The following is a 21,084-nucleotide window of genomic DNA, read 5'->3' as shown; positions in this document are numbered from 1 at the left end:
CATTTAAGAAGCCCAAAGTGAGGGAATTTAGTAAAATGAACTGCACTTTTGCAGTTGGGAGCAAGATGCGAGCATGGAATGGATTCGTGCTCAAAAGCCAGGATGTATAGAATTGGGCGTATGTGGAAAACCTTTCGAATAAGGGGGAGGTTTTCTCATGCGCCAATTTCATTTCTGGCACAAGTTTAGTACACGCTGTTTGCTTGCAGGATTGCTTGTATTTATGATGGCAGCAGATCTGCCGGCTGGGGGCTTCCAGCCGCAAAGCATATACGCCAACCAGCAGTATCGGAATTACGCAGAATGGCTGGAGCTGAAGCAATCGCAGCAACTGCAAGCGGTAAGAACAACACGACAATACCAATATCAACGGGGCATCATGATGAATCCGGAACATAAACAGGCTGAACAAGCTCAGCCTGAACGCAAGAAAAAAGCGGTGAAAACCGTCAAAGTACTGGCAACCGGTTATACCGCCGGCTATGAATCCACCGGCAAGAAGCCCAACCATCCGCAATACGGCATTACGTATTCAGGTGTTCGGGTGCGGCGTGACAAAGATACCGTCTCGACGATTGCTGCCGACTTAAAGATTTTTCCAATTGGTACGATCCTTTATATTCCGGGGTATGGCTACGGTGTTGTTGCTGATAAAGGCTCAGCAATCCGCGGGCACAAAATCGACCTTTATTTTGACACCATCAAGCAGGTTTATAAGGAATGGGGCAAAAAAGAGGTTGAGGTCCAGGTGGTCCGCAAAGGAGACGGCAAGTTAACCGAAGAGATGCTGAAGGAGCTTGGCAAAGCGATGGAAGTGAACAAGGAAATTCCCGAAAACCTTTGGGATAAGGCGATTTAAGCTTCGCTCACTTTCGCTTTTTCGCTCGCATAATTCATCTTCCCAGTTCGCATAATAAGGTTCGTGGTCCACGACTAGGGGCTGCGAAAACGCCGACGAATCCACAAAATTGGCGTATGCGAGAGGGAGGTGAAGAATCATGGCAAATCAAAAGAAAGCCGCTTCTCCAGGTTACAAAACACCGAACGAGAAGTTTAATGAGGAATTTGCTGAAGAAAGCACAGCAACCGTTGCTCAGAAAGCGAAAGCTTCTCGCAATGCAACGACTTCAGTGAACAAACAACAATAATGATCGCGTAAAGCGAAAAGAGCGTCCCTTGAGGGACGCTTTTTACATATAGCGTGCCCAGCTAAGCACGCATCTTCTAACCGGTGAAAGTCCGGTCGCGGGAGGGGCCAAGCCCCCGCGTAGCTAGGATACCTGCGTATGGCGAAATCTGTGCGTAGAAGCGTATCGACGAAAGTATCTGTCAGAGACAGGGCGAGCGACATATCAGGCCGTAACATGAAGTGAATCCTGCCGCATCGTCAAAAAGGCCTCGCAAGAGGGAAAAGAGGAAGCCGAGTCTCGTGTATATGGACGAAGGCCATGGAAGCTGTTCAGAACTTGGAGCGACAGCGAAGAATCCTCCGGTGTAAAGGGAACGGCATGGTATGAAAGAGGATGCAGTGAACTGGGGAGACCCTCCCCTGCACGGTAATTTTTTTTTGAAAACCGTAAAGAGTCGCTCTATAAACCCGAAAGGTGAAGTGAGCGTGCTGCAGGAAGGGAGTCCGAGGGGCTCATACTACCAAGGAACCGCAGGACAACACAACCTACGGGAGGGAAGGAGCCCTGCTTTGTTCAAGTTTCTGAAGGAGGTACGAGTCAGTGAATGCCAAACGGCTAACCACACCAAAGGAAAACGTTCAACAACTCCAAGAGAAACTAGGTCATGCGGCCAAGGAAAGCAAGAAGCGAAGGTTTCACGCGCTGTACGACAAGGTCTACCGGCTAGACATCCTTTGGGAGGCATGGCAAAGAGTGCGAGCCAATAAGGGGTCGGCAGGAATTGACGGAGAGACGCTGGCAGACATCGAGAAACAGGGAGAAGTACTGTTTGTGCACGAATGTCAACGTCTTCTAAAGGAAGGTAACTACCATCCGCAACCTGTAAGACGCCACTACATTCCGAAGAAAGATGGCAAACAGCGACCGCTGGGTATTCCCACGGTGAGAGACCGCGTCATTCAGATGGCAACTAAACTAGTCATTGAACCCATCTTCGAGGCAGACTTTCAAGAAACGTCATTCGGGTTTAGGCCAAAGAGAAGTGCGAAGCAAGCGCTAGATCGCATCCGGAAAGCATGCAACCGTAAAGGGAATTGGGTGGTCGACGTCGACATCCAAGGCTACTTCGACAACATCAATCAGGAGAAGCTTATGAAGCTGGTCGAAATGCGAATCAGTGACAGGCGAATCCTGAAACTGGTGAGGAAGTGGTTAGGCGCGGGAGTAATGGAGGAAGGAAAGATCAGACGTTCAGATTTAGGAACACCGCAAGGTGGGGTCATTTCACCGCTCTTGGCGAACATCTACCTGAATTACTTCGATCTCTTGTGGGAACGGCATGGCAGTAAGGTTGGGGAACTCACACGTTACGCGGACGATCTAGTGGTCATCTGCAAAACAAAGAAGGATGCGGACCGGGCGTATGAACTCATAAGAGCGATTATGGAACGCCTTGAACTAACCCTTCATCCAACGAAAACGCGCATTGTCGGACTATGGACAGGAGAAGATGGCTTCGACTTCTTAGGTATGCACCATCGAAAGACCAAAGCCGAAACTTCCAAGGGCCAAGTGTACTACACAACACAACAATGGTTGTGTCGCAAGGCCGAGGAGCGGATACGGGAAGTCGTGAAGGAGCGGTTAGCCCCACCGAGCATGCGCCACAAAACATTCCAGGAACACCTAGAATACCTGAACCCAAAAATACAAGGGTGGCGTAACTATTACTTCACAGCCTACAGCCAAAAGAAGATGGCAAAATTAGATTGGTACATCCTACAGCGGTTCGCAAAGTGGTATGCCAAGAAGCATCAACGTGCTCGTTGGTTGAGTTCACTACGCGAAGTGAAATCATTATCCATACAATATGGACTCAAGACGCTTTTGTAATCTGTACGCACATGAATGACGAACATCGGAAAGCCGTATGAGGGAAAACCTCACGTACGGTTTGATGAGGAGGGGCAGAAATATTCTGCCCTTTACTCTAGTTCCCTTTCCCCTCGGTCTTGGGACCGATCAAGCTTTCCATCCCGCGCCGCTGTTCATCACCTTACGCTTCAGGTAAACTGGCATTAGTAAGAGGCAGTCCATTGGAGGTAACGAGATGAGAAATGGCTTATTTGGAAGATTTATTGGAGGGATGGTGCTGATCGGTATCGGGGCAGTTTTTCTTCTGAATCAGTTCGGGGTGACCGATTTCAGCATCGGCGAAATGTTCGCGACATACTGGCCCTTGTTTCTGATTTTAGGAGGGTTGGTGAACTTAAGCAACGGCGGCTGGCGGGGCGGTAACTTTGTCGGCAGTGTCGTATTATTGCTGATCGGCGGGTATTTCCTGGGCCGCAATCTGAATTTAATTGACTTAAGTCCGGGCGACTTTTTCCGCTTCTTCTTTCCGGTGATGTTGATCATCGGCGGGTTGTTCGTCCTGTTCAAACCGCGTGATCCGCATCGGCGCAAACGGCGCGACGATTTTCCGCCGCCTCCGATGCCGCCGCTCGATCCTCCGCCACCAACGTTCCATCCGGAGATGGAGTCTCCGCTGGATTCGATTTTCGGATCGATGGAGAAGGAGAAAGAGAAGGAAGAAGCAGCTAAGCAGGAAAAACCGCGTTTTTCCCATCCTAATTTCGGGCACCACCATCATGAAGGTGGTTCAGGAGGCCATGGATCGGTCATCCAGAAATCCGGATTTATCGGTGATGTTCACTTGGGTCAGGATTATTTCCAGCTGAAGCCGATGAATATCTCCCATTTTATCGGCGATACGATCATTGATCTGACCAAGGCGCAAATTCCTTACGGGGAAACGAAAATTAATGTTTCGTCCTTCATCGGCGACGTGAAAGTGTTCATCCCCGACGATATGGACATCGGTATTGTGGCCACCTCCAGCGCGTTCATCGGCGATTTGAAAGTGCTGACGCAGAAGCAAGGCGGCTTCATGAGCAGCGTCACCGCCGAATCTCCGTATTACGGTGAAGCCAGCAAGCGGATTAAGCTGATTGTCAGCGTGTTTGTGGGCGACGTTAAAGTGAACATGGTAGGGTAACCCATGATTGTGCGGCGGATCTTGATGAATACGAAGTGGGAGCTGTTGTGTTATTTCTTGCTCACCGGCAGCCTGACGGCGGTTGCCTTCTATATCGGAACGACTACCGGGGTGATCGTGGTCAGCGATTCCTGGGTGTGGATTTACGATATGGCAGGCATCGCCGTTTTGGCGCTGATTATCGGCTATATCGCCGGTCGGCGCATCCAGGGGAAGATCGATCACTTACACCTGAACATGCTGCAAGTCGCCAAGGGGAACTTATCGGTGCGGATGCCGGAAACGGCGGACCAAACCTTTAACGGAGTGTACCAGGAATTTAACAACATGATTGATGCCATGGAGAAAAAAATGCAGCTGCTTCAACAGCTTGGCGAGCAAGAGGTTGTCGAGAAGGAGCAGGCAGCGGAAAAAGCGGTGCTGGAGGAACGCAGACGGCTGGCCCGCGATTTGCACGATACCGTCAGCCAGCAGCTCTTCGCCATTCATATGGCGGCTTCCTCTTTGCCAAAGGTGCTGGAGAATAACGCTACTCAGGCAGAAACGGTGCTGAATCAGCTGATCCAGATGTCGAATACGGCGCAAAAGCAGATGCGGGCACTCATCGCTCAGTTACGTCCGATGGAGCTGGTTGGCAAATCGTTGGCCGAGGCGCTCGATCAGTGGTTTCCCGACTATTGCCGGCAAAACGGACTCAAAGGGATTAAGGATATGGACATCCAGGGAGATATGTCGGAAGCGAAAGAGCATCAGCTGTTCCTCATCATCCAGGAAGCGATGGCGAATATCGTGAAGCATGCCGGGGCTAGTATGGTCAGCTTGTCGTTGCGAGAAGGTCCGCGTCAAGTGGTGTTGAGCATCAGCGATGACGGACAAGGCTTCAGCAGCACGTATCAGAAGCAGGGCTCCTACGGGCTAACGACGATGAAGGAGCGGGCGGAGAAGCTTGGCGGCAATGCGGAAATCATTAGCAAGCCGGGGGCAGGAACAACGATACGGGTGCATATTCCGAAGTTTGAGGAAGGGAAAGGGGGAGCTGCGGATGAGCAAAATCAAGGTGATGATCGTCGATGATCATGACATGGTACGGATGGGGTTAAAGACGTATTTGATGCAAGACCCGGGATTCGAGGTGATCGCCGAGGCCGGAGATGGTCGTGAGGCGGTAGAGTTATTGGAGCGAGGACTTCGGGAGGGGCAGCCCGACATCATTCTGATGGATTTGATGATGCCGGGCATGAACGGAGCAGAAGCAACCAAGGAAGTGCGGAGCCGGTTTCCGGATATGAAAATCGTGATCCTCACCAGCTTCTTGGAGGATGATCTCGTCGTGCAGGCGGTTGAAGCCGGTGCGGTCAGCTATGTGCTGAAGACGGTCTCAGCCGAGGAGCTGATTTACGCGCTGCAAGGGGCATACCGCGGGATGCCGGTGATGACGGGCGAAGTGGCCCAGGCGCTCACGCGCGGCCTCCGTCAGCGAACCGTACAAGGGGATGACTCGGGGATGACCGAGCGGGAGAAGGAAGTGCTGCTGTTAATCGCCGAGGGAAAAAGCAACAAGGACATCGCCGAGGAGCTGCATATCAGCATTAAAACGGTCAAAACCCACGTCAGCAACCTGCTGATGAAATGCGAGCTGGAGGACCGCACGCAGCTAGCAATCTATGCCCACCGGCAAGGATGGGTAGGGCGTTCATAGATTTATCATCATATCGGTAAAATGAGGCGTTATCCATACGTTGGGACCGCCTTTAACGGAAATAGCGCCTGATGGGGCGCTATTTTTGATGCTTCGGCACGGCTCGGTTAGATCTCGAAAATGGCTTTAGATCAGCAATTCTAGCTTTTATCTCCTTTTTAATTGTTTTTAATGTATGTTTAAGGTTTCTGGTACAGAATAAAAATCAAGAAAACAAGAAAAACAAGTTACCCCTGAACCACTCGGGGGAAGGAGGTCAATGAATATGGATGATCAAAGAAATAAATCGGGCCAACCTTTTGAAGACGACGCCAACGCCAATGCAAATGAACCTAAGCGTCAAGAATCTTCGGAGTCGAGCTCTTCCTATTATTATTCTTACGGACCTTTTCAATCCTATGGAAAAAACAACGAGGAATCCGGCCAAGCAACCGGCTACTCGCAAAGCCAACCTCAAGAAGTAGAAGTGACGAGACCGCAGCCGCTGAAACCTTATCCTTCTTCCTATGAAATGATTCGCAGCTCAGCTGAACCAACGAACGGTTCCAATGGAGACGGACGCAGCAGCTTGCCGGCAGCCAAGAGTGTGAACTGGCAATACAACAGCAAACCGCAGCGTAAATCCTCCGTTCGTTCGGTAATCGCCGGTGTATTGGCCGGCATGCTGATTATGACCGGCGCGATGTTTTATGCGGACCGCGCGAACCTGTTTACGCCGGATCAAGCCGCATCTTCTTCGGTGCCGGCATCGAGCAACGCATCCAATAGCAGTGGTACTACTGAATCGTCCGGCAAGGCAACCACTGCATTGTACCCGGTAACGGATTCCGGTGAGGTGACGAAAGTCGTGAATCAAGCTGGGCCGGCCGTTGTTAAAATCGAAACGTTAACCGATGCCAGCAAGCAAAGAAGCAGCAACCCGTACAGCAACGATCCATTCTACCGTTACTTCTTTGGCGATGACTTCTTTGGCTCTGGCGGCAATGGCAGCAACAACGGCAGCGGCGGCTCCTCCTCCGGCTCGAGCCAACTGGTGCCGACGGGGATCGGATCCGGATTTATTTTCGATAAAACGGGCTACATCTTAACGAATGAACACGTTGTGCATAACGCCGACGTTGTGCAGGTCACGGTCCAAGGCACAGATAAGCCTTATGAGGCCAAAGTACTTGGCACCAGCTATGAGCTTGACTTGGCCGTTCTGAAAATCGACGGCGACAGCAACTTCCCGTCGATTCCGCTGGGCAACTCGGACAACACGCAGGTTGGGGAATGGCTGGTAGCGATCGGGAACCCGCAAGGCTTTGACCATACGGTGACGGCCGGGGTGCTGAGTGCGAAGGAACGCGACATCACGATCGCCGGGGAAAACGGTGAGAAGGACCGCGAGTACGAGCATTTGCTGCAAACCGACGCTTCGATTAACCCCGGGAACTCCGGCGGTCCGCTCTTGAACCTGAACGGTGAAGTGATCGGGATTAACGTTGCTGTAAGCTCGGATGCGCAGGGCATTGGTTTTGCGATCCCGACCAGCACAGTTACCGAAGTGTTGGATAAGCTGAAAAACAACGAGAAAATTCCACAAAAACCGGTACCATTCATCGGCGCGACTTTGATGACGATGACCGAGGAAGTTGCGAAGCAAATGCAAACCGACGTGAAAGAAGGCTCTATTGTTACGGACATCGTGTTCAAATCGCCGGCTTATAACGCTGATCTTCGGCCGTACGATATTATAGTCGGGGCTAACGGTACCAAATATGCTACCAAAGAGAAATTGATTGAGTTCATTCAGAAACAGCAGGTCGGTGCGAAAGTGACGTTGAACGTCGTACGTAACGGCAAGAACATTGACCTTGAGGTTACGATTGGCGATAAAAACGAGTTTACCAACGTAAACTAATTCGCACGGGAAGCAGCCAAGGCGGTAAAGGCGGCAGGCAGGAGCAGCCTGCCGCCTTTTTGGCTTCCAGATGCGGGTTTACCGTTTATTTTGGTACAATGGAGACAGTAGAGCTTGCTGCCAGCAAGCGAAAGGCAAAGGAGAGATAGCTCGTGAGATCGGCGATTTTGGTCATAGATGATGATGAGAAAATTACGTCGATGCTGCGGCGCGGCCTCGCATTTGAGGGGTATGACGTGTATACAGCTCAGAACGGAGCGGAAGGGCTGTCGATGATGCTGAGCGCCGACCCGGATTTGATCATTTTGGACGTGATGATGCCCAAGGTAGACGGATTTGAGGTCTGCCGGCGGCTGCGCGAGGGCGGAAGCACCGTACCGGTGCTGATGTTGACCGCCAAGGACGAGGTCGAGAACCGGGTGAAAGGCCTGGATATCGGTGCCGATGATTACCTCGTCAAACCGTTTGCGCTGGAGGAGCTGCTGGCTCGGGTACGGGCATTGCTCCGGCGTAAGGACTCGGGCAGCCGATCCGGCAGCCAGCGTTTGATTTTTGAGGACATCATCATGGATCTGGACTCCCGTGAAGTGACGCGGGCTGGTCAGCGTTTGGAGCTGACGGCGAAGGAATTCGAGCTGCTCCATCTGTTCATGCAAAATCCGAAACGCCTGCTCACACGTGATTTAATTATGGATAAAATTTGGGGTTACGACTACAGCGGGGAATCGAATGTGCTGGAGGTATATATTGCCATGCTTCGTCAGAAGACCGAGGAACACGGCGGCAAGCGCGTTATTCAGACGATCCGCGGGGCCGGTTACATCCTGAGAGGAGAGGCTTAAGTATGTCGATCCGGCTGCGGCTGACTGCATGGTATACCGGAATTTTGGCCGTAACGCTGATCCTGTTCAGCGCTTCGATTTATGGGTTGGTCAGATACAATACGTATCTGGAAGTGAGAAACCGGTTGGAGGATCAGGCCAATCGGATCAAGAACTCCCAAAGCTACAGCATCACCCAGGGACTGGATTTGTATTTGGATCCGATGCAGGCGAATCGGTTGGAGGACGCCCAGCTGTTTGTGCAGATTCACAATTATACGGACGGTCACACGCGGTATTCGCAAAATTTGCTGAATTGGAATATGAAATTTCCGGTTCCCACCGGGGATTCGGCGAGCAAAATTGCGGGATTTAAACGGGTGCAGTTATATAATCATTCCTTCTTGCTGTACCAGCTCCCGATTACCCTCGATAACCAGTTGATTGGTTTAATCCAGTTAGCGGCGTATACGGGCGCCGAAGACAAGCTGATGAGCCGGATGAGTACCGTATTGTTATTTGGCTCCATCGTTACCATTTTGGCGGCCAGCTCGTTGGGTTACTTTCTTGCGCGCAAATCGATGGCACCCATCGGTAAAGTCATTGAGGCAGCGAATGGCATCCAGACCGGGAATGATTTGAGTGTAAGAATTGACTACGAGGGGCCGAACGATGAAATCGGCCAACTGATCGGGACCGTCAATAACATGCTGGCCCGAACCGAAGGCTTCTACAGGGAGCTGGATGAAGCTTATTCTGCACAGCGCCGGTTCGTGTCGGACGCTTCCCACGAATTGCGGACGCCGCTTACGACCATTCGCGGTAATGTTGATTTATTAAAACGGATGTGGTCCCAGGATGTGGAGCAGCGCGATCCAAGCGAGGAGGAGCGGGTTCGCAGCTTCTCATTGGAGGCGGTGAACGACATCGCTGCGGAGTCCGAGCGGATGAGCCGGCTGGTGAACGATCTGCTGTCGCTGGCCCGGGCCGATGCCGGGCAAACGTTAACGAAGGAACCGATCCAGTTGGCCCCGGTCGTGGAGGAAGTGGTCCGCCGGGCGCAATTTTTGCCGAGGAAAGCGGAGTGGGTCCAGGGGGATCTGCAAGCGCTGGACGGCGTGACAGTGAACGGCAGCAAGGATTATTTGCAGCAGATGCTGTTTATTTTTATTGAAAATGCGTTTAAATATACCGAGCAGGGCAGCGTCACCATCGATGCGATTCGATCTGGGGGACAGATCGGCATCCGCATTGCGGATACGGGCATCGGAATGGACCGCAGCGAGGTGCCGCATATTTTTGAACGCTTTTATCGGGCGGATCCGTCTCGCGGGATGATTCAAGGGACCGGATTGGGCTTATCGATCGCCAAATGGATCATCGACGAGCATGAAGGTTCGGTGGAAGTGTTGACCAAACGCGGCGAAGGGACGACGTTTATCATCTGGCTTCCCATTGTCTTTAATGCCCTGCCGGAATAGTTTATAATAGAGAGGCTCCCCTCCGTCAGGAATCTGGGGGATTAGAAAGCAGGGATATTTGATGGAAGTCATTAAAATTTCACCGCGCGGTTATTGCTATGGGGTCGTAGACGCGATGGTTCTGGCTCGTCAGGCGGCGCAGAACCTGGATCTGCCGCGGCCGATTTATATACTTGGCATGATTGTGCATAACAGCCATGTCACGAACTCCTTCGAGGACGAGGGAATTATTACGCTGGACGGTCCGAACCGCCTGGAGATTTTGAATAAGGTAGAGAGCGGGACGGTAATTTTTACCGCCCATGGGGTGTCTCCAGAGGTTCGCAAGCTGGCCCGGGAGAAAGGGCTCACCACAGTGGATGCCACTTGCCCGGACGTTACCAAGACCCATGTGTTAATCGAGGAGAAGGTTGCCGAGGGATATGAGGTCATCTACATCGGCAAGAAAGGACACCCTGAGCCGGAAGGCGCGATGGGGGTGGCTCCAGGTAAGGTACACTTGATCGAGAAGGAAGAAGAGATCGATCGGCTCAATCTGACCGCCGACAAAATCGTCATTACCAACCAAACGACGATGAGCCAGTGGGATATTAAGCATATTATGAAAAAATTGCTGGAGAAATATCCGGGCGCAGAGGTGCACAATGAGATCTGTCTAGCGACCCAATTGCGCCAGCAGGCGGTTGCGGAACAGGCGGGTCAGGCTGACCTCGTGATCGTTGTCGGCGATCCGCGAAGCAACAACTCCAACCGGCTTGCCCAGGTGGCTGAGGAGATTGCTGGAGTGAAGGCGTACCGCATCGCGGATATCACGGAGTTGAAGCGCGAGTGGCTGGAAGGGGTCCGCAAAGTAGCGGTCACCTCGGGGGCATCAACGCCGACGCCAATTACGAAGGAAGTCATTCAATATCTGGAACAATATGATCCGGAAGACCCGGCAACTTGGGAAATCGTTCGTACGGTAAATCTAGCGAAGTTGTTACCTCCAGTGAAGGTCGGAGCTCGAAGCAGAGGAGAATAAAACATAGATTTATAGAGCTGAAAACCGCGTCCCATCGCGGTTTTCGCGCATTTACCAACATTTGCGGGGTTCAATAGGAGTCGATTCATGTTATACTCGTTGTAGAAAGGTTACAAAAATGTAACTAAGCTATTAACTACAACGAAGGAGATGACAGAATGAAATCGAATCGACTGAAACGTTTGGTGACAGGTGGACTTACTGCTATGTTGGCAGCAGCAATTGTTGTACCAGCATCGGCCTCGGCGGCCTCGAATACGACGACGAATAAAACTTATACGACATATAAGGTTTATACAACTTACGGCACGAATACGAATACTTGGACGAACTATTTTACAATTCCTTGGTATCTATATTATTCAACGAAGCCAGTCCAAAGCGGTAACCAAGGCACTACGGGCGGCCAGACGCAAACCGGAAATACGCAAGGTACGACTCAAGGAACAACTCAAGGAACAACTCAAGGTACTACGCAAGGCACAACCGGTAATACGCAAAGTGCGGTAACCGACAAGTCGCAATTTGCAACGGAGGTTATCCAACTGGTGAACCAGGAGCGCGCGAAGCAAGGCCTTAAGCCGCTCACCGGTGACGCGGAACTGAACAAGATGGCATTGGCTAAAGCGAAGGATATGAGCGATAACAACTACTTTAGTCATACGTCTCCAACGTACGGCTCGCCATTTGACATGATGAAGAAGTTTGGTATTCAATTCAGCTACGCAGGCGAAAACATTGCCATGGGGCAAAAAACGCCGGCTGAAGTCGTAAAAGCTTGGATGAACAGTGAAGGACACCGTGCAAATATTCTGAACGCCAACTACAACCTGATTGGGGTTGGCTACTACAATGGGTATTGGGCACAGGAGTTCGTAGGAAGATAAGGATATAAGCGAAAGGCCGGAGAATTGTTCTCCGGCCTTTTTATGTGCGGTTGCGGCTGAGAACGAGGCGGGGAAGTGGCTCGCCGCCCCCTTTTTACACCATTATCCCTTTCGATAAGGGAGCCAGAAATGGATTGGCGTAGGAGGATGTGTTTTCCGTGTTGTGCCTCTTCCTGGATCATCTGATTACGCGGATTAAACGGGATAATAGGGTAAAAGAGTCTGAAACATGAAGGAGTTTCCGCGAAAGCTCAGTTTATTCCACATATACCTACGCCGATTAGGGTTGACGGGCGAGGTAAATTCGGCTATAGTTACTTTAGTGGTTAAAAGCTTAAAAGCGCACAAGCGTTCAAGCGAAACAGTGATTGTGCATTCGAATATTTGTTTTTAGCTCGTACACGCATCGCCTAATAGGAGAAAGGATGGGATCGAAATGATCGTTATTACTTCAAACCAAACCCCAGAGGAGCGCGTTCAGGAAATTATCGCTGTCATCGAGAAGGAAGGCCTGCAGACTCATGTATCTCGTGGGAAAGATCGGACTGTGATCGGATTGATCGGTACGATTGAACCAAAGCTTGCTGAGCACCTTCGTCAAATGAAGGACGTTGAGAACGTCATTAAAATTTCGAAATCTTACAAGCTGGCTAGCCGGGACTTCCATCCTGAGGATACGGTCATTTCGATCGGCGACGTTAAGATTGGCGGAGACGAGCTGGTTGTCATGGGCGGCCCTTGTGCCGTAGAATCGCCGGAACAAATCGACGAGATTGCGCGTCTCGTGAAAGCAGCCGGCGGACAGGTGCTGCGCGGCGGTGCATTTAAGCCGCGTACGGGTCCTTACAGCTTCCAGGGCATCGGTGTGGAAGGCCTCATCATGATGGCGGAGGCCGGCAAGAAGCACGGTCTGCTGACCATTACGGAGGTCATGACGCCGGAATACGTGGATGTGTGTGCTGAATATGCGGACATTTTGCAGGTGGGTACGCGCAACATGCAGAACTTCGATTTGCTGCGCAAGCTGGGCACCTGCAACAAGCCGGTTCTATTGAAACGCGGCTTTAGCGCAACCTATGACGAGTTCCTGAACGCGGCCGAGTACATTTTGGCGGGCGGGAACCCGAACGTTATGTTATGCGAACGCGGGATCCGTACATTTGAAACGTACACGCGCAATACGCTGGATCTGTCGGCCATTCCGGTGCTGCAGAACTTGAGCCATTTGCCGGTAATCTCTGACCCGAGCCATGGCACGGGCCGCCGTGAGCTGGTGGAACCGATGACAAAAGCATCCGTGGCTGCCGGGGCAGACGGTCTAATTATCGAAATGCACACCGATCCAGACAACTCGATGACCGGTGACGGCGTACAGTCTTTGTTCCCGGATCAATTCGCTGCATTACTGCAAGATTTGGAGAAATTGGCACCATTGGTAGGTAAACGTTTTGATACCCCAAAAGCTGCACTTCGCGTGTAAGATAGACGGACATGTGCAGCGCTTTCACAGAATAGACAAAATCCGAAAGCCCATTCGCCATGCGGTGAGTGGGCTTTTATACTATTTGTCTATTAATTTGTACTATGCGTAATAATACCTTATATCGCATGTAAAAATACCTTACATAAGTATTGACGACTTCGCCTTCATAGTCCTATAATGACGACATAATCATACTAAAGGATGAACGTTAAACGCAAAAATAAGATTTAATGTTCGTGATTTTGGGAGGAAAGAGTATGTCAGCAGAGATCGTTTTAAAAACAATCAAGGAAAAGCAAATCGAGTGGGTAGATTTCCGCTTTGTTGATCTGTCGGGACGTCAACATCACATTACGCTTCCGGCGAAAGAAGTGAATGAGGACACCTTCGTAAACGGCGTTGCTTTCGACGGATCCTCGATCCCTGGGTTCCGCGGTATCGAAGAATCGGATATGGTGATGATGCCGGACCATGGTTCTGTATTTGTTGATCCTTTTACCGCACATCCGACGTTGAACGTATTTTGCGATATTTATACGCCGGACGGCGAACGTTATGAGCGTGACCCGCGCAGCGTAGCGGTTCGCGCAGAAGAGTATTTGAAACAAAGCGGTGTCGGTACCGCGGCATACTTTGCTCCGGAATCCGAATTCTTTATCTTTGACGATGTTCGTTTCGAGAGCGGTATGAACAAAACGTTCTACTCGGTAGATTCCGAGGAAGCGATTTGGAACACCGGCCGTACAGAAGAAGGCGGCAACCTGGGTTATAAAGTGCCGGTTAAAGGCGGCTACGTTCCGGTAGCACCAACCGACAAGCAACAAGACATCCGCAGCGAAATGTGCCGTTTGCTTGAAGAAGCCGGCATTCGCGTTGAACGTCACCACCACGAAGTAGCAACATCCGGTCAAGCGGAAATTAACTTCCGTTTCGACACGCTGCTGAAAACGGCTGACAACCTGATGGTTTACAAATACATCGTGCATAATACCGCCGCTCAATTTGGTAAAACGGCAACGTTTATGCCTAAGCCGCTGTTTGGTGACAACGGCAGCGGGATGCACGTACACCAATCGATCTTTAACGGCGATACTCCACTGTTCTACGAAAAAGGTGCTTATGCTAACCTGAGCGAAATCGCCCTGAACTACATCGGCGGGATCCTCTACCATGCACCGGCGATCATCGCCTTCACGAACCCAAGCACGAACTCGTTTAAACGCTTGGTACCTGGCTTCGAGGCTCCAGTAAACCTGGTATACTCGAAGGGGAACCGTTCGGCTGCTATCCGGATTCCGGTTGCTGCCGTAACGCCAAAAGGCTGCCGTATCGAATTCCGTACGCCAGACTCCACGGCTAACCCGTACTTGGCCTTCTCCGCTATGCTGATGGCTGGCCTCGACGGCATCAAGAACAAAATCGATCCGGTGAAACTGGGCTACGGACCGTTCGACAAGAACATTTACGAGCTGTCGGATGAAGAGAAAGCATCGATTCGCAGCGTTCCGGGCTCCCTGGACGAAGCGCTGGACGCTTTGGAAAGCGATTATGAGTTCCTGACTCAAGGCGGAGTCTTCACGAAAGCGTTCATCGACAACTTCGTGGAAATGAAACGCGCCGAAGCCAGAGCTGTTGCAGTTCGTGTACATCCTTACGAATTTGGTCTTTATTACGATCTGTAAGCCGAGTAGCTATCATACGAACAACCTCTCTATCCGTTGGATGGGGAGGTTTATTTTTTTGCGAACTGAAACCCTTTACAAACCGAGGAATAGATCAGATAATGAAGATATCGAAACCGGTTTCGTTGCTTTATGAAATTGGTTTTTTGAACTCTTGGATGATTTGGGGTTCCGAATCATTTCGGAACATCTGATTTCAACGGAAAGGATGAGGGAAATGGCGACAAGCGGCTGGAAATTCCATGGGAAGGAGGGTGTGTTTCGGCTTGAACAGCCTGAGTTAAGCAGTTATTTGTATTTTCCTTTGGTTAATGATGCGGGGATGATGTCCTCGGTATCACCGAATTTGCATGGGCAAGCGACAACGGGGCATAACTCATTTCTGCTGGAGCCGATCTCGGTGGAGAGTTTGCATAACTCTAAAGCGGCGCGGAATTTTTGGATCTATCTTGATGGTTATGGGGCCTGGTCCGTGACGGGGAATTCGGCGCGGCAAAACGCGGCGTTATTTTCAGAGGAGAAAGAGAAGACTTTGCTGGAGGCCGGGTTCTTATGGCATAAGATCACGCGGGAAAGTGCCAATCTGAACTTGAGAGCCGAAAGCACCAGCTTTGTTCCCGTGACGGACGATAAAATCGAACTGATGAAGGTTCGGCTGACCAATACCGGGGATACGGAACTCACCATTACACCTACCGCGGCGATTCCGCTGTATGCGCGTTCTGCTGACGATCTGCGGGATCACCGGCATGTTACCTCGTTGCTCCACCGGATATATACCTCCGCTCACGGCGTAGAGGTTCAACCGGCACTGTCGTTCGATGAGCGCGGGCATCGCGTGAACAAAACGGCCTACGGCGTATTTGGAGCCGCGCAGGATGGGACTGCTCCGATTGGATTCTTCCCGGTGATCGAAGACTTCATCGGCGAAGGCGGGGCTTTAGACTGGCCGCAGGCGGTGGTCGCCAATCGTCAGCCGGATGTTGAAGCAGGCGCCGAAATCGAGGGGTATGAAGCGGTTGGTGCGCTCAAGTTTGCCACAACCCAGCTAGCGCCGGGGGAATCGGTGTCCTATGTTGTAGCCATGATGATCGCTGATGACCGGATCGATACGAAGCGCATTGCTGCAGCATATTTGTCAGAGGCCCGATTTGATGAACTGCTGGAACAAAACGAAACTTACTGGCGGGGCAAGCTGGATACGCTCGCTTTTCAATCCGGAGATGAACAACATGATCTTTGGTTGAAGTGGGTGACGCTACAGCCGATTTTACGCCGTTTATATGGAAACTCGTTCCTCCCGTATCACGATTATGGGCGCGGCGGACGAGGCTGGCGCGATTTATGGCAGGACTGTCTGGCCTTGCTGGTGATGGAGCCGGATGAAGTGGGGCATTTGCTTTACAACAACTATGCCGGCGTGCGGATCGACGGCAGTAATGCGACGATTATCGGCGCGAAACCGGGCGAATTTATCGCTGACCGCAACAATATTCCGCGGGTATGGATGGACCATGGGGCTTGGCCGCTGTTAACGACGCTACTGTATATTCATCAAAGCGGGGACCTTGGCTTTTTGCTGAAGCCGCAGACGTATTTCCGCGATATTTTCACCAAACGTTGTAAGGAACGTGATCTTGCCTGGACGCCGGAGCAGGGGAACAAGCTGTTGTCGCAAGATGGGCGTATTTACGAAGGGAGCATTTTGGAGCATATTCTGCTGCAAAATATCGTGGCGTTCTTTAACGTAGGCGAAAATGGCAATATTAAGCTGGAAGGCGCGGACTGGAACGACGGACTGGATATGGCGCCGGCACGTGGAGAGAGCGTTGCGTTTACAGCATTTTATGCCAGCAATTTGCTGGAGCTCTCCGAGTTGATTCCTCGGTTAGCACAAGCGCCGGGCGGAACGGATACGATCGAGATTGCCGAAGAAATCGCTGTGTTGCTGGATAGCCTGGGAACGCCGATTAACTACGACAGCATTCCGGCGAAGCAGGAGCTGCTGGAACGTTATTTTGACTCCGTTGTGCCGGCCGTCAGCGGGCGGAAGCGGAAGTTTAGCGTGCAGCAGGTGGCGGAGGATCTTCGGCGGAAAGCGGATTGGGCGTTTGAACATTTACGGAAGCAGGAATGGATCCGCAGTGCGGAAGGGTTCGAGTGGTTTAACGGATATTACAACAACGATGCCGTACGGGTGGAAGGAGACCATCCAAACGGGGTACGTATGACGTTAACCGGTCAAGTGTTTACAATCATGGGCGGCATTGCGACCGAGGAGCAAGTTGGCAAAATCACAGCAGCGGTGGATCGGTATCTCAAGGATGAGCGCATCGGTTACCGGCTGAACTCACGGTTTGGTGAAATTCAACAGAATCTGGGGCGGGCGTTTGGGTTTGCTTTTGGCCATAAAGAAAACGGGGCGATGTTCAGCCACATGACGGTGATGTACGCCAATGCGCTCTATAAGCGCGGATTCGTCCAGGCTGGCAAGCAGGTGCTGGATTCCGTTTACCGCTTGTCCGCGGATTTTGAACGCAGTCGGATGTATCCCGGGATTCCGGAATATATTAACGAACGGGGCCGCGGCATGTATACTTATTTAACGGGATCGGCCAGCTGGCTGCTGTTGACGCTGCTGACGGAAGTATATGGGGTCAAAGGCGATTACGGAGATCTGCGTCTGGAACCGAAGCTGACTGCAGAGCAATTTGATGCAGCGGGAGAAGCGTCGGTGATCACCAGCTTCGCCGGACGTAAGTTGCAGATCGTTTATCGTAACCTGGAGCGTGCCGAATACGGGAAGTATCGAATCGGTCACGTTACCGTAAATGGCGTATCGCTGGATTCCAGCTCTCGTGAGGGGGGCTGCCTTATTCCGCGTCAAGAGATCGAGGCGCTGCAGGAAGGAGCCGTTCACCGGATAGAAATTACGTTAACCGCGTAATAGATAGGAAGGGAACCCATGGCTTATCATTTAAAAAACGACCGATTGCACGTTGAAATTGCCGAACTCGGCGAAGTGTACCAAGGCACCCGGTTCGACGGGGCCGGAATCATCACAGGCGTTAAGCTGGACGGACAACATCAATTCTGCGTGCCGGAAAGCCTGACACCCGGAACCGGAACAGGAGGCATTGGAATTTGCAGCGAATTTGGCATCAAGGAAGCGATTGGGTATGAGGAAACTCAGGTGGGTGAACGGTTCCCCAAGCTGGGTGTAGGCTTGCTCACACGGCCGGATGATGCGGAGTACTTTTTTTACAGGGATTACGCCTGCCAGCGTTTTGAGACTCGGGTGGAGCAAAGTGGTGAGCAGCAGATTTGTTTTACGACCGAGCCTGTGGAATGCCGGGGATACGCCATGCGTATGCAAAAAAGCATCAAAATCTCCGGCAACCTTCTGTCCGTCACTTACATATTGGAGAACACTGGGAGCCGAGTGATTATGACCGACGAATACAGCCATAACTTTCTCGGTATTGACGGATATGCGGTCGGGCCGGATTACGTGCTGAAGCTGCCGTTTGCTCCGGAGATCTGGAGCGATGATCCATCGACGCTGGAGGGCTTGGTGTTTGAGGGGGATCAAGTGACCTGGGAGCGCCGTCCAGAGAAGGACTTCTATTTCCGAATGACCCCCTTCGACGGGCGTGAAACCCCTTGGCTGTGGGAGCTGCAGCATCGGCCCAGCGGACTGACTGTACGTGAGCGGAGCAAGCTTCCGTTAAGCTCAGCCGCTGTTTGGGGGCACGGCCATGTCATTTCCCCGGAAATGTTCGTTACGGTCCATGTGGCACCAGGGGAACGGCAAAGCTGGACGCGAAGTTATGAGTTTAGTGAGATTCCTTGAGTGATCGATCTTAGTGAAGTTCACATGGCCAGCGATGCAGCAAGACCTGGAAAAACCGATCACCCCTTTCCCTTGATGAAGCGTTAATGTGTCAATTCTGCAAAATGGTGAATTTTTGCGAAATAACGGCTTGCTGGGAGATCGAATAGTTGCTATGATAATCGATAATTGTATTCGAAACCAGACATCGATTGTAAAGGGAAGGATGGGGAGAAATGAGTAACAGAGCTTATAACTTTAATGCGGGCCCAGCCGCGTTGCCGCTGGAGGTCCTGGAACGGGCCCAGGCCGAGTTCGTTGATTTCCGCGGGACAGGCATGTCGATTATGGAGATGTCCCACCGGGGAGCCGTCTATGAGTCGGTTCATAACGAGGCAGCTGAACGGTTGCTGAAGCTGTTCGGCCAACCGTCCGGTTATCAGGTGCTGTTCCTGCAAGGCGGGGCCTCCACCCAATTCGCCATGCTCCCGATGAACCTGCTTACGGAAGGCAAGACGGCCGGTTATGTGAAATCGGGCAGCTGGGCGAACAAAGCGATAAAGGAAGCCAAGCTCATCGGCGAGACGTTTGTTGCCGCATCCTCGGAGGAAGATAAGTACATGTCCCTCCCGGACTTGAGCAACTTGAATCTGCCGGAGAATACCGCGTATTTGCATGTCACTTCCAACGAAACGATCGAAGGCACGCAATTCCGCGAGTTCCCGGACACCGGCAGCGTTCCGTTGATCGCCGATATGTCCAGCGATATTTTGTGCCGTCCGTTTGATTTGACCCAGTTCGGCATGGTGTATGCCGGAGCCCAGAAGAACCTGGGACCGTCTGGCGTAACTGTGGTGATCGCTCGCGAGGAGTTGCTGCGGGAGTCGCCAAAGCATCTGCCAACGATGTTCCGTTACGATACGCATGCTGAGAACAACTCGCTGTACAATACTCCGCCATCCTTCTCGATTTATATGGTGAACGAAGTGCTGAAATGGATTGAAGAGCAAGGTTCGCTTGAGGGGATCGAGAAGAAGAACCGGGACAAGGCCGATCTGCTGTATCAAGCGATTGATGCTAGCGGCGGTTTCTACCGTGGTTGTGTCCGGCCGGAGAGCCGTTCGATCATGAACGTGACCTTCCGTCTGGCGAACGATGAGCTGGAGAAGCTGTTCGTGAAGGAATCGGAGAAGGAAGGCTTCGTGGGACTCAAAGGCCATCGCAGCGTCGGCGGCCTGCGCGCTTCGATTTATAACGCGGTTCCGAAAGCCAGCATTCAGGCTCTTGTCGAATTCATGGAACACTTCCAAAAAACGCACGGATAAAGATCGCAGCGGGGCTTCCGCTGGAAGACCCCTGCTATTCCTGAGAACCCCCAACTCGCCTGCTCGCAGGCGGTTCGGGGTTTTTTACAGTCAAAATTTGATATAATGATCAAGTCCGGTCTATGACGGGCCGGGTTTATTTTTCTAGGACGAGGAGTTCGATCATCATGGCCTTACATATTGTGCTGGTGGAGCCGGAAATTCCGGCCAATACGGGAAATATCGCGAGAACGTGCGCCGCGACGGGCATACATTTGCACCTGGTGCGTCCGCTTGGGTTCCGGACAGACGATGCTACGCTGAAGCGGGCCGGCTTGGATTATTGGTATGCGGTGCATATTGAATACCACGATTCGTTTCAGGAAGTGGAGGAGAAGTACGCGGGAAGCCGGTTTTTCTTTGCCACGACCAAAGCCAAGAAGCGGTATACGGATTTCAAGTTCCAGGACGGAGATTTCTTTGTCTTTGGTAAAGAGACGAAGGGCTTGCCGCCGGAGATTTTGGAAGCCCATCCCGACACGACGATGCGCATGCCAATGACCGACAAGGTTCGTTCGCTGAACTTGTCCAACTCGGCGGCGATTATTGTGTATGAGGCGCTGCGGCAGCTTGATTTTCCAGGGATGCAGTAAATACGATTAGCAGCGCGGGGAAGGGGCTGCGCATGGGGGACGCGGAGCCAGCGGCTGCTTGGCTCCCGGGCCCGCAGGCTGATGCGGGAAGAATCAACCTTCGCTGACATGCAACTTGGTGTAGGATAGA

General features: G+C 51.8%; 17 protein-coding genes. All 17 read left to right on the top strand.

The features are described 5' to 3' along the window. Positions 1-157 precede the first annotated feature (157 nt). Positions 158-859, top strand: a complete 702-nt coding sequence (locus ACL02P_RS10475) for a 3D domain-containing protein (RefSeq protein ID WP_412837216.1) — start codon at positions 158-160, stop codon at positions 857-859. Positions 860-998: 139 nt separating this feature from the next. Beyond that, entirely contained in the window at positions 999-1,148 is a 150-nt protein-coding gene (locus tag ACL02P_RS10470) for a hypothetical protein (RefSeq protein WP_198136242.1), read from the top strand. Positions 1,149-1,730: 582 nt separating this feature from the next. Further along, on the top strand, positions 1,731-3,023 hold the full coding sequence (ltrA, locus tag ACL02P_RS10465; protein ID WP_020815955.1) for a group II intron reverse transcriptase/maturase: 1,293 nt from the start codon (positions 1,731-1,733) through the stop codon (positions 3,021-3,023). Positions 3,024-3,240: 217 nt separating this feature from the next. Then, positions 3,241-4,188: a cell wall-active antibiotics response protein LiaF gene (liaF, locus tag ACL02P_RS10460; protein ID WP_009227027.1), complete on the top strand. Its 948-nt coding sequence runs from the start codon at positions 3,241-3,243 to the stop codon at positions 4,186-4,188. 3 nt (positions 4,189-4,191) lie between these two features. After that, entirely contained in the window at positions 4,192-5,262 is a 1,071-nt protein-coding gene (locus ACL02P_RS10455; RefSeq protein ID WP_009227026.1) for a sensor histidine kinase, read from the top strand. Further along, positions 5,231-5,887, top strand: coding sequence for a response regulator transcription factor (locus ACL02P_RS10450; protein WP_323076124.1), 657 nt, complete (start codon positions 5,231-5,233; stop codon positions 5,885-5,887). Before ACL02P_RS10455 ends, ACL02P_RS10450 begins: the two co-directional genes overlap by 32 nt. Before the next feature lie 265 nt (positions 5,888-6,152). Next, positions 6,153-7,790 carry a S1C family serine protease gene (locus ACL02P_RS10445; protein WP_260071059.1) on the top strand — a complete coding sequence of 546 codons (1,638 nt, stop codon included), beginning with the start codon at positions 6,153-6,155 and terminating at the stop codon, positions 7,788-7,790. A 152-nt stretch (positions 7,791-7,942) separates the two neighbouring features. Then, positions 7,943-8,632: a response regulator transcription factor gene (locus ACL02P_RS10440; protein ID WP_009227023.1), complete on the top strand. Its 690-nt coding sequence runs from the start codon at positions 7,943-7,945 to the stop codon at positions 8,630-8,632. 2 nt (positions 8,633-8,634) lie between these two features. Further along, positions 8,635-10,092, top strand: a complete 1,458-nt coding sequence (locus ACL02P_RS10435) for a sensor histidine kinase (RefSeq protein ID WP_009227022.1) — start codon at positions 8,635-8,637, stop codon at positions 10,090-10,092. Between the two features lie 61 nt (positions 10,093-10,153). Then, on the top strand, positions 10,154-11,113 hold the full coding sequence (locus ACL02P_RS10430) for a 4-hydroxy-3-methylbut-2-enyl diphosphate reductase (protein ID WP_036646656.1): 960 nt from the start codon (positions 10,154-10,156) through the stop codon (positions 11,111-11,113). A gap of 158 nt (positions 11,114-11,271) precedes the next feature. Further along, positions 11,272-12,000, top strand: coding sequence for a CAP domain-containing protein (locus ACL02P_RS10425; RefSeq protein ID WP_412837215.1), 729 nt, complete (start codon positions 11,272-11,274; stop codon positions 11,998-12,000). A 436-nt stretch (positions 12,001-12,436) separates the two neighbouring features. Then, positions 12,437-13,480, top strand: coding sequence for a 3-deoxy-7-phosphoheptulonate synthase (aroF, locus tag ACL02P_RS10420; RefSeq protein WP_009227019.1), 1,044 nt, complete (start codon positions 12,437-12,439; stop codon positions 13,478-13,480). Positions 13,481-13,740: 260 nt separating this feature from the next. Then, entirely contained in the window at positions 13,741-15,165 is a 1,425-nt protein-coding gene (glnA, locus tag ACL02P_RS10415) for a type I glutamate--ammonia ligase (protein ID WP_036646655.1), read from the top strand. A gap of 217 nt (positions 15,166-15,382) precedes the next feature. Further along, positions 15,383-18,112: a GH36-type glycosyl hydrolase domain-containing protein gene (locus ACL02P_RS10410; protein WP_009227017.1), complete on the top strand. Its 2,730-nt coding sequence runs from the start codon at positions 15,383-15,385 to the stop codon at positions 18,110-18,112. Positions 18,113-18,130: 18 nt separating this feature from the next. Further along, positions 18,131-19,018, top strand: coding sequence for a hypothetical protein (locus tag ACL02P_RS10405; protein WP_009227016.1), 888 nt, complete (start codon positions 18,131-18,133; stop codon positions 19,016-19,018). 215 nt (positions 19,019-19,233) lie between these two features. Then, on the top strand, positions 19,234-20,322 hold the full coding sequence (serC, locus tag ACL02P_RS10400; protein ID WP_009227015.1) for a 3-phosphoserine/phosphohydroxythreonine transaminase: 1,089 nt from the start codon (positions 19,234-19,236) through the stop codon (positions 20,320-20,322). 167 nt (positions 20,323-20,489) lie between these two features. After that, positions 20,490-20,954, top strand: coding sequence for a tRNA (uridine(34)/cytosine(34)/5-carboxymethylaminomethyluridine(34)-2'-O)-methyltransferase TrmL (trmL, locus tag ACL02P_RS10395; RefSeq protein WP_009227014.1), 465 nt, complete (start codon positions 20,490-20,492; stop codon positions 20,952-20,954). Positions 20,955-21,084: the final 130 nt, after the last annotated feature.

The sequence above is a fragment of the Paenibacillus sp. MB22_1 genome (assembly GCF_047200555.1).
In the GTDB taxonomy this organism is placed as follows: Bacteria; Bacillota; Bacilli; order Paenibacillales; family Paenibacillaceae; genus Fontibacillus; species Fontibacillus phoenicis.
This window is presented reverse-complemented; position numbering and strand designations above follow the sequence as displayed.

Coding starts and splice junctions, on each gene's coding strand:
- trmL (WP_009227014.1), top strand. CDS start 20,490: ATGGCCTTACATATTGTGCTGGTGGAGCCGGAAATTCCGGCCAATACG.
- ACL02P_RS10435 (WP_009227022.1), top strand. CDS start 8,635: ATGTCGATCCGGCTGCGGCTGACTGCATGGTATACCGGAATTTTGGCC.
- ACL02P_RS10410 (WP_009227017.1), top strand. CDS start 15,383: ATGGCGACAAGCGGCTGGAAATTCCATGGGAAGGAGGGTGTGTTTCGG.
- ACL02P_RS10405 (WP_009227016.1), top strand. CDS start 18,131: ATGGCTTATCATTTAAAAAACGACCGATTGCACGTTGAAATTGCCGAA.
- serC (WP_009227015.1), top strand. CDS start 19,234: ATGAGTAACAGAGCTTATAACTTTAATGCGGGCCCAGCCGCGTTGCCG.
- ACL02P_RS10445 (WP_260071059.1), top strand. CDS start 6,153: ATGGATGATCAAAGAAATAAATCGGGCCAACCTTTTGAAGACGACGCC.
- liaF (WP_009227027.1), top strand. CDS start 3,241: ATGAGAAATGGCTTATTTGGAAGATTTATTGGAGGGATGGTGCTGATC.
- aroF (WP_009227019.1), top strand. CDS start 12,437: ATGATCGTTATTACTTCAAACCAAACCCCAGAGGAGCGCGTTCAGGAA.
- ACL02P_RS10425 (WP_412837215.1), top strand. CDS start 11,272: ATGAAATCGAATCGACTGAAACGTTTGGTGACAGGTGGACTTACTGCT.
- ACL02P_RS10470 (WP_198136242.1), top strand. CDS start 999: ATGGCAAATCAAAAGAAAGCCGCTTCTCCAGGTTACAAAACACCGAAC.
- glnA (WP_036646655.1), top strand. CDS start 13,741: ATGTCAGCAGAGATCGTTTTAAAAACAATCAAGGAAAAGCAAATCGAG.
- ACL02P_RS10455 (WP_009227026.1), top strand. CDS start 4,192: ATGATTGTGCGGCGGATCTTGATGAATACGAAGTGGGAGCTGTTGTGT.
- ACL02P_RS10430 (WP_036646656.1), top strand. CDS start 10,154: ATGGAAGTCATTAAAATTTCACCGCGCGGTTATTGCTATGGGGTCGTA.
- ACL02P_RS10450 (WP_323076124.1), top strand. CDS start 5,231: ATGAGCAAAATCAAGGTGATGATCGTCGATGATCATGACATGGTACGG.
- ACL02P_RS10475 (WP_412837216.1), top strand. CDS start 158: ATGCGCCAATTTCATTTCTGGCACAAGTTTAGTACACGCTGTTTGCTT.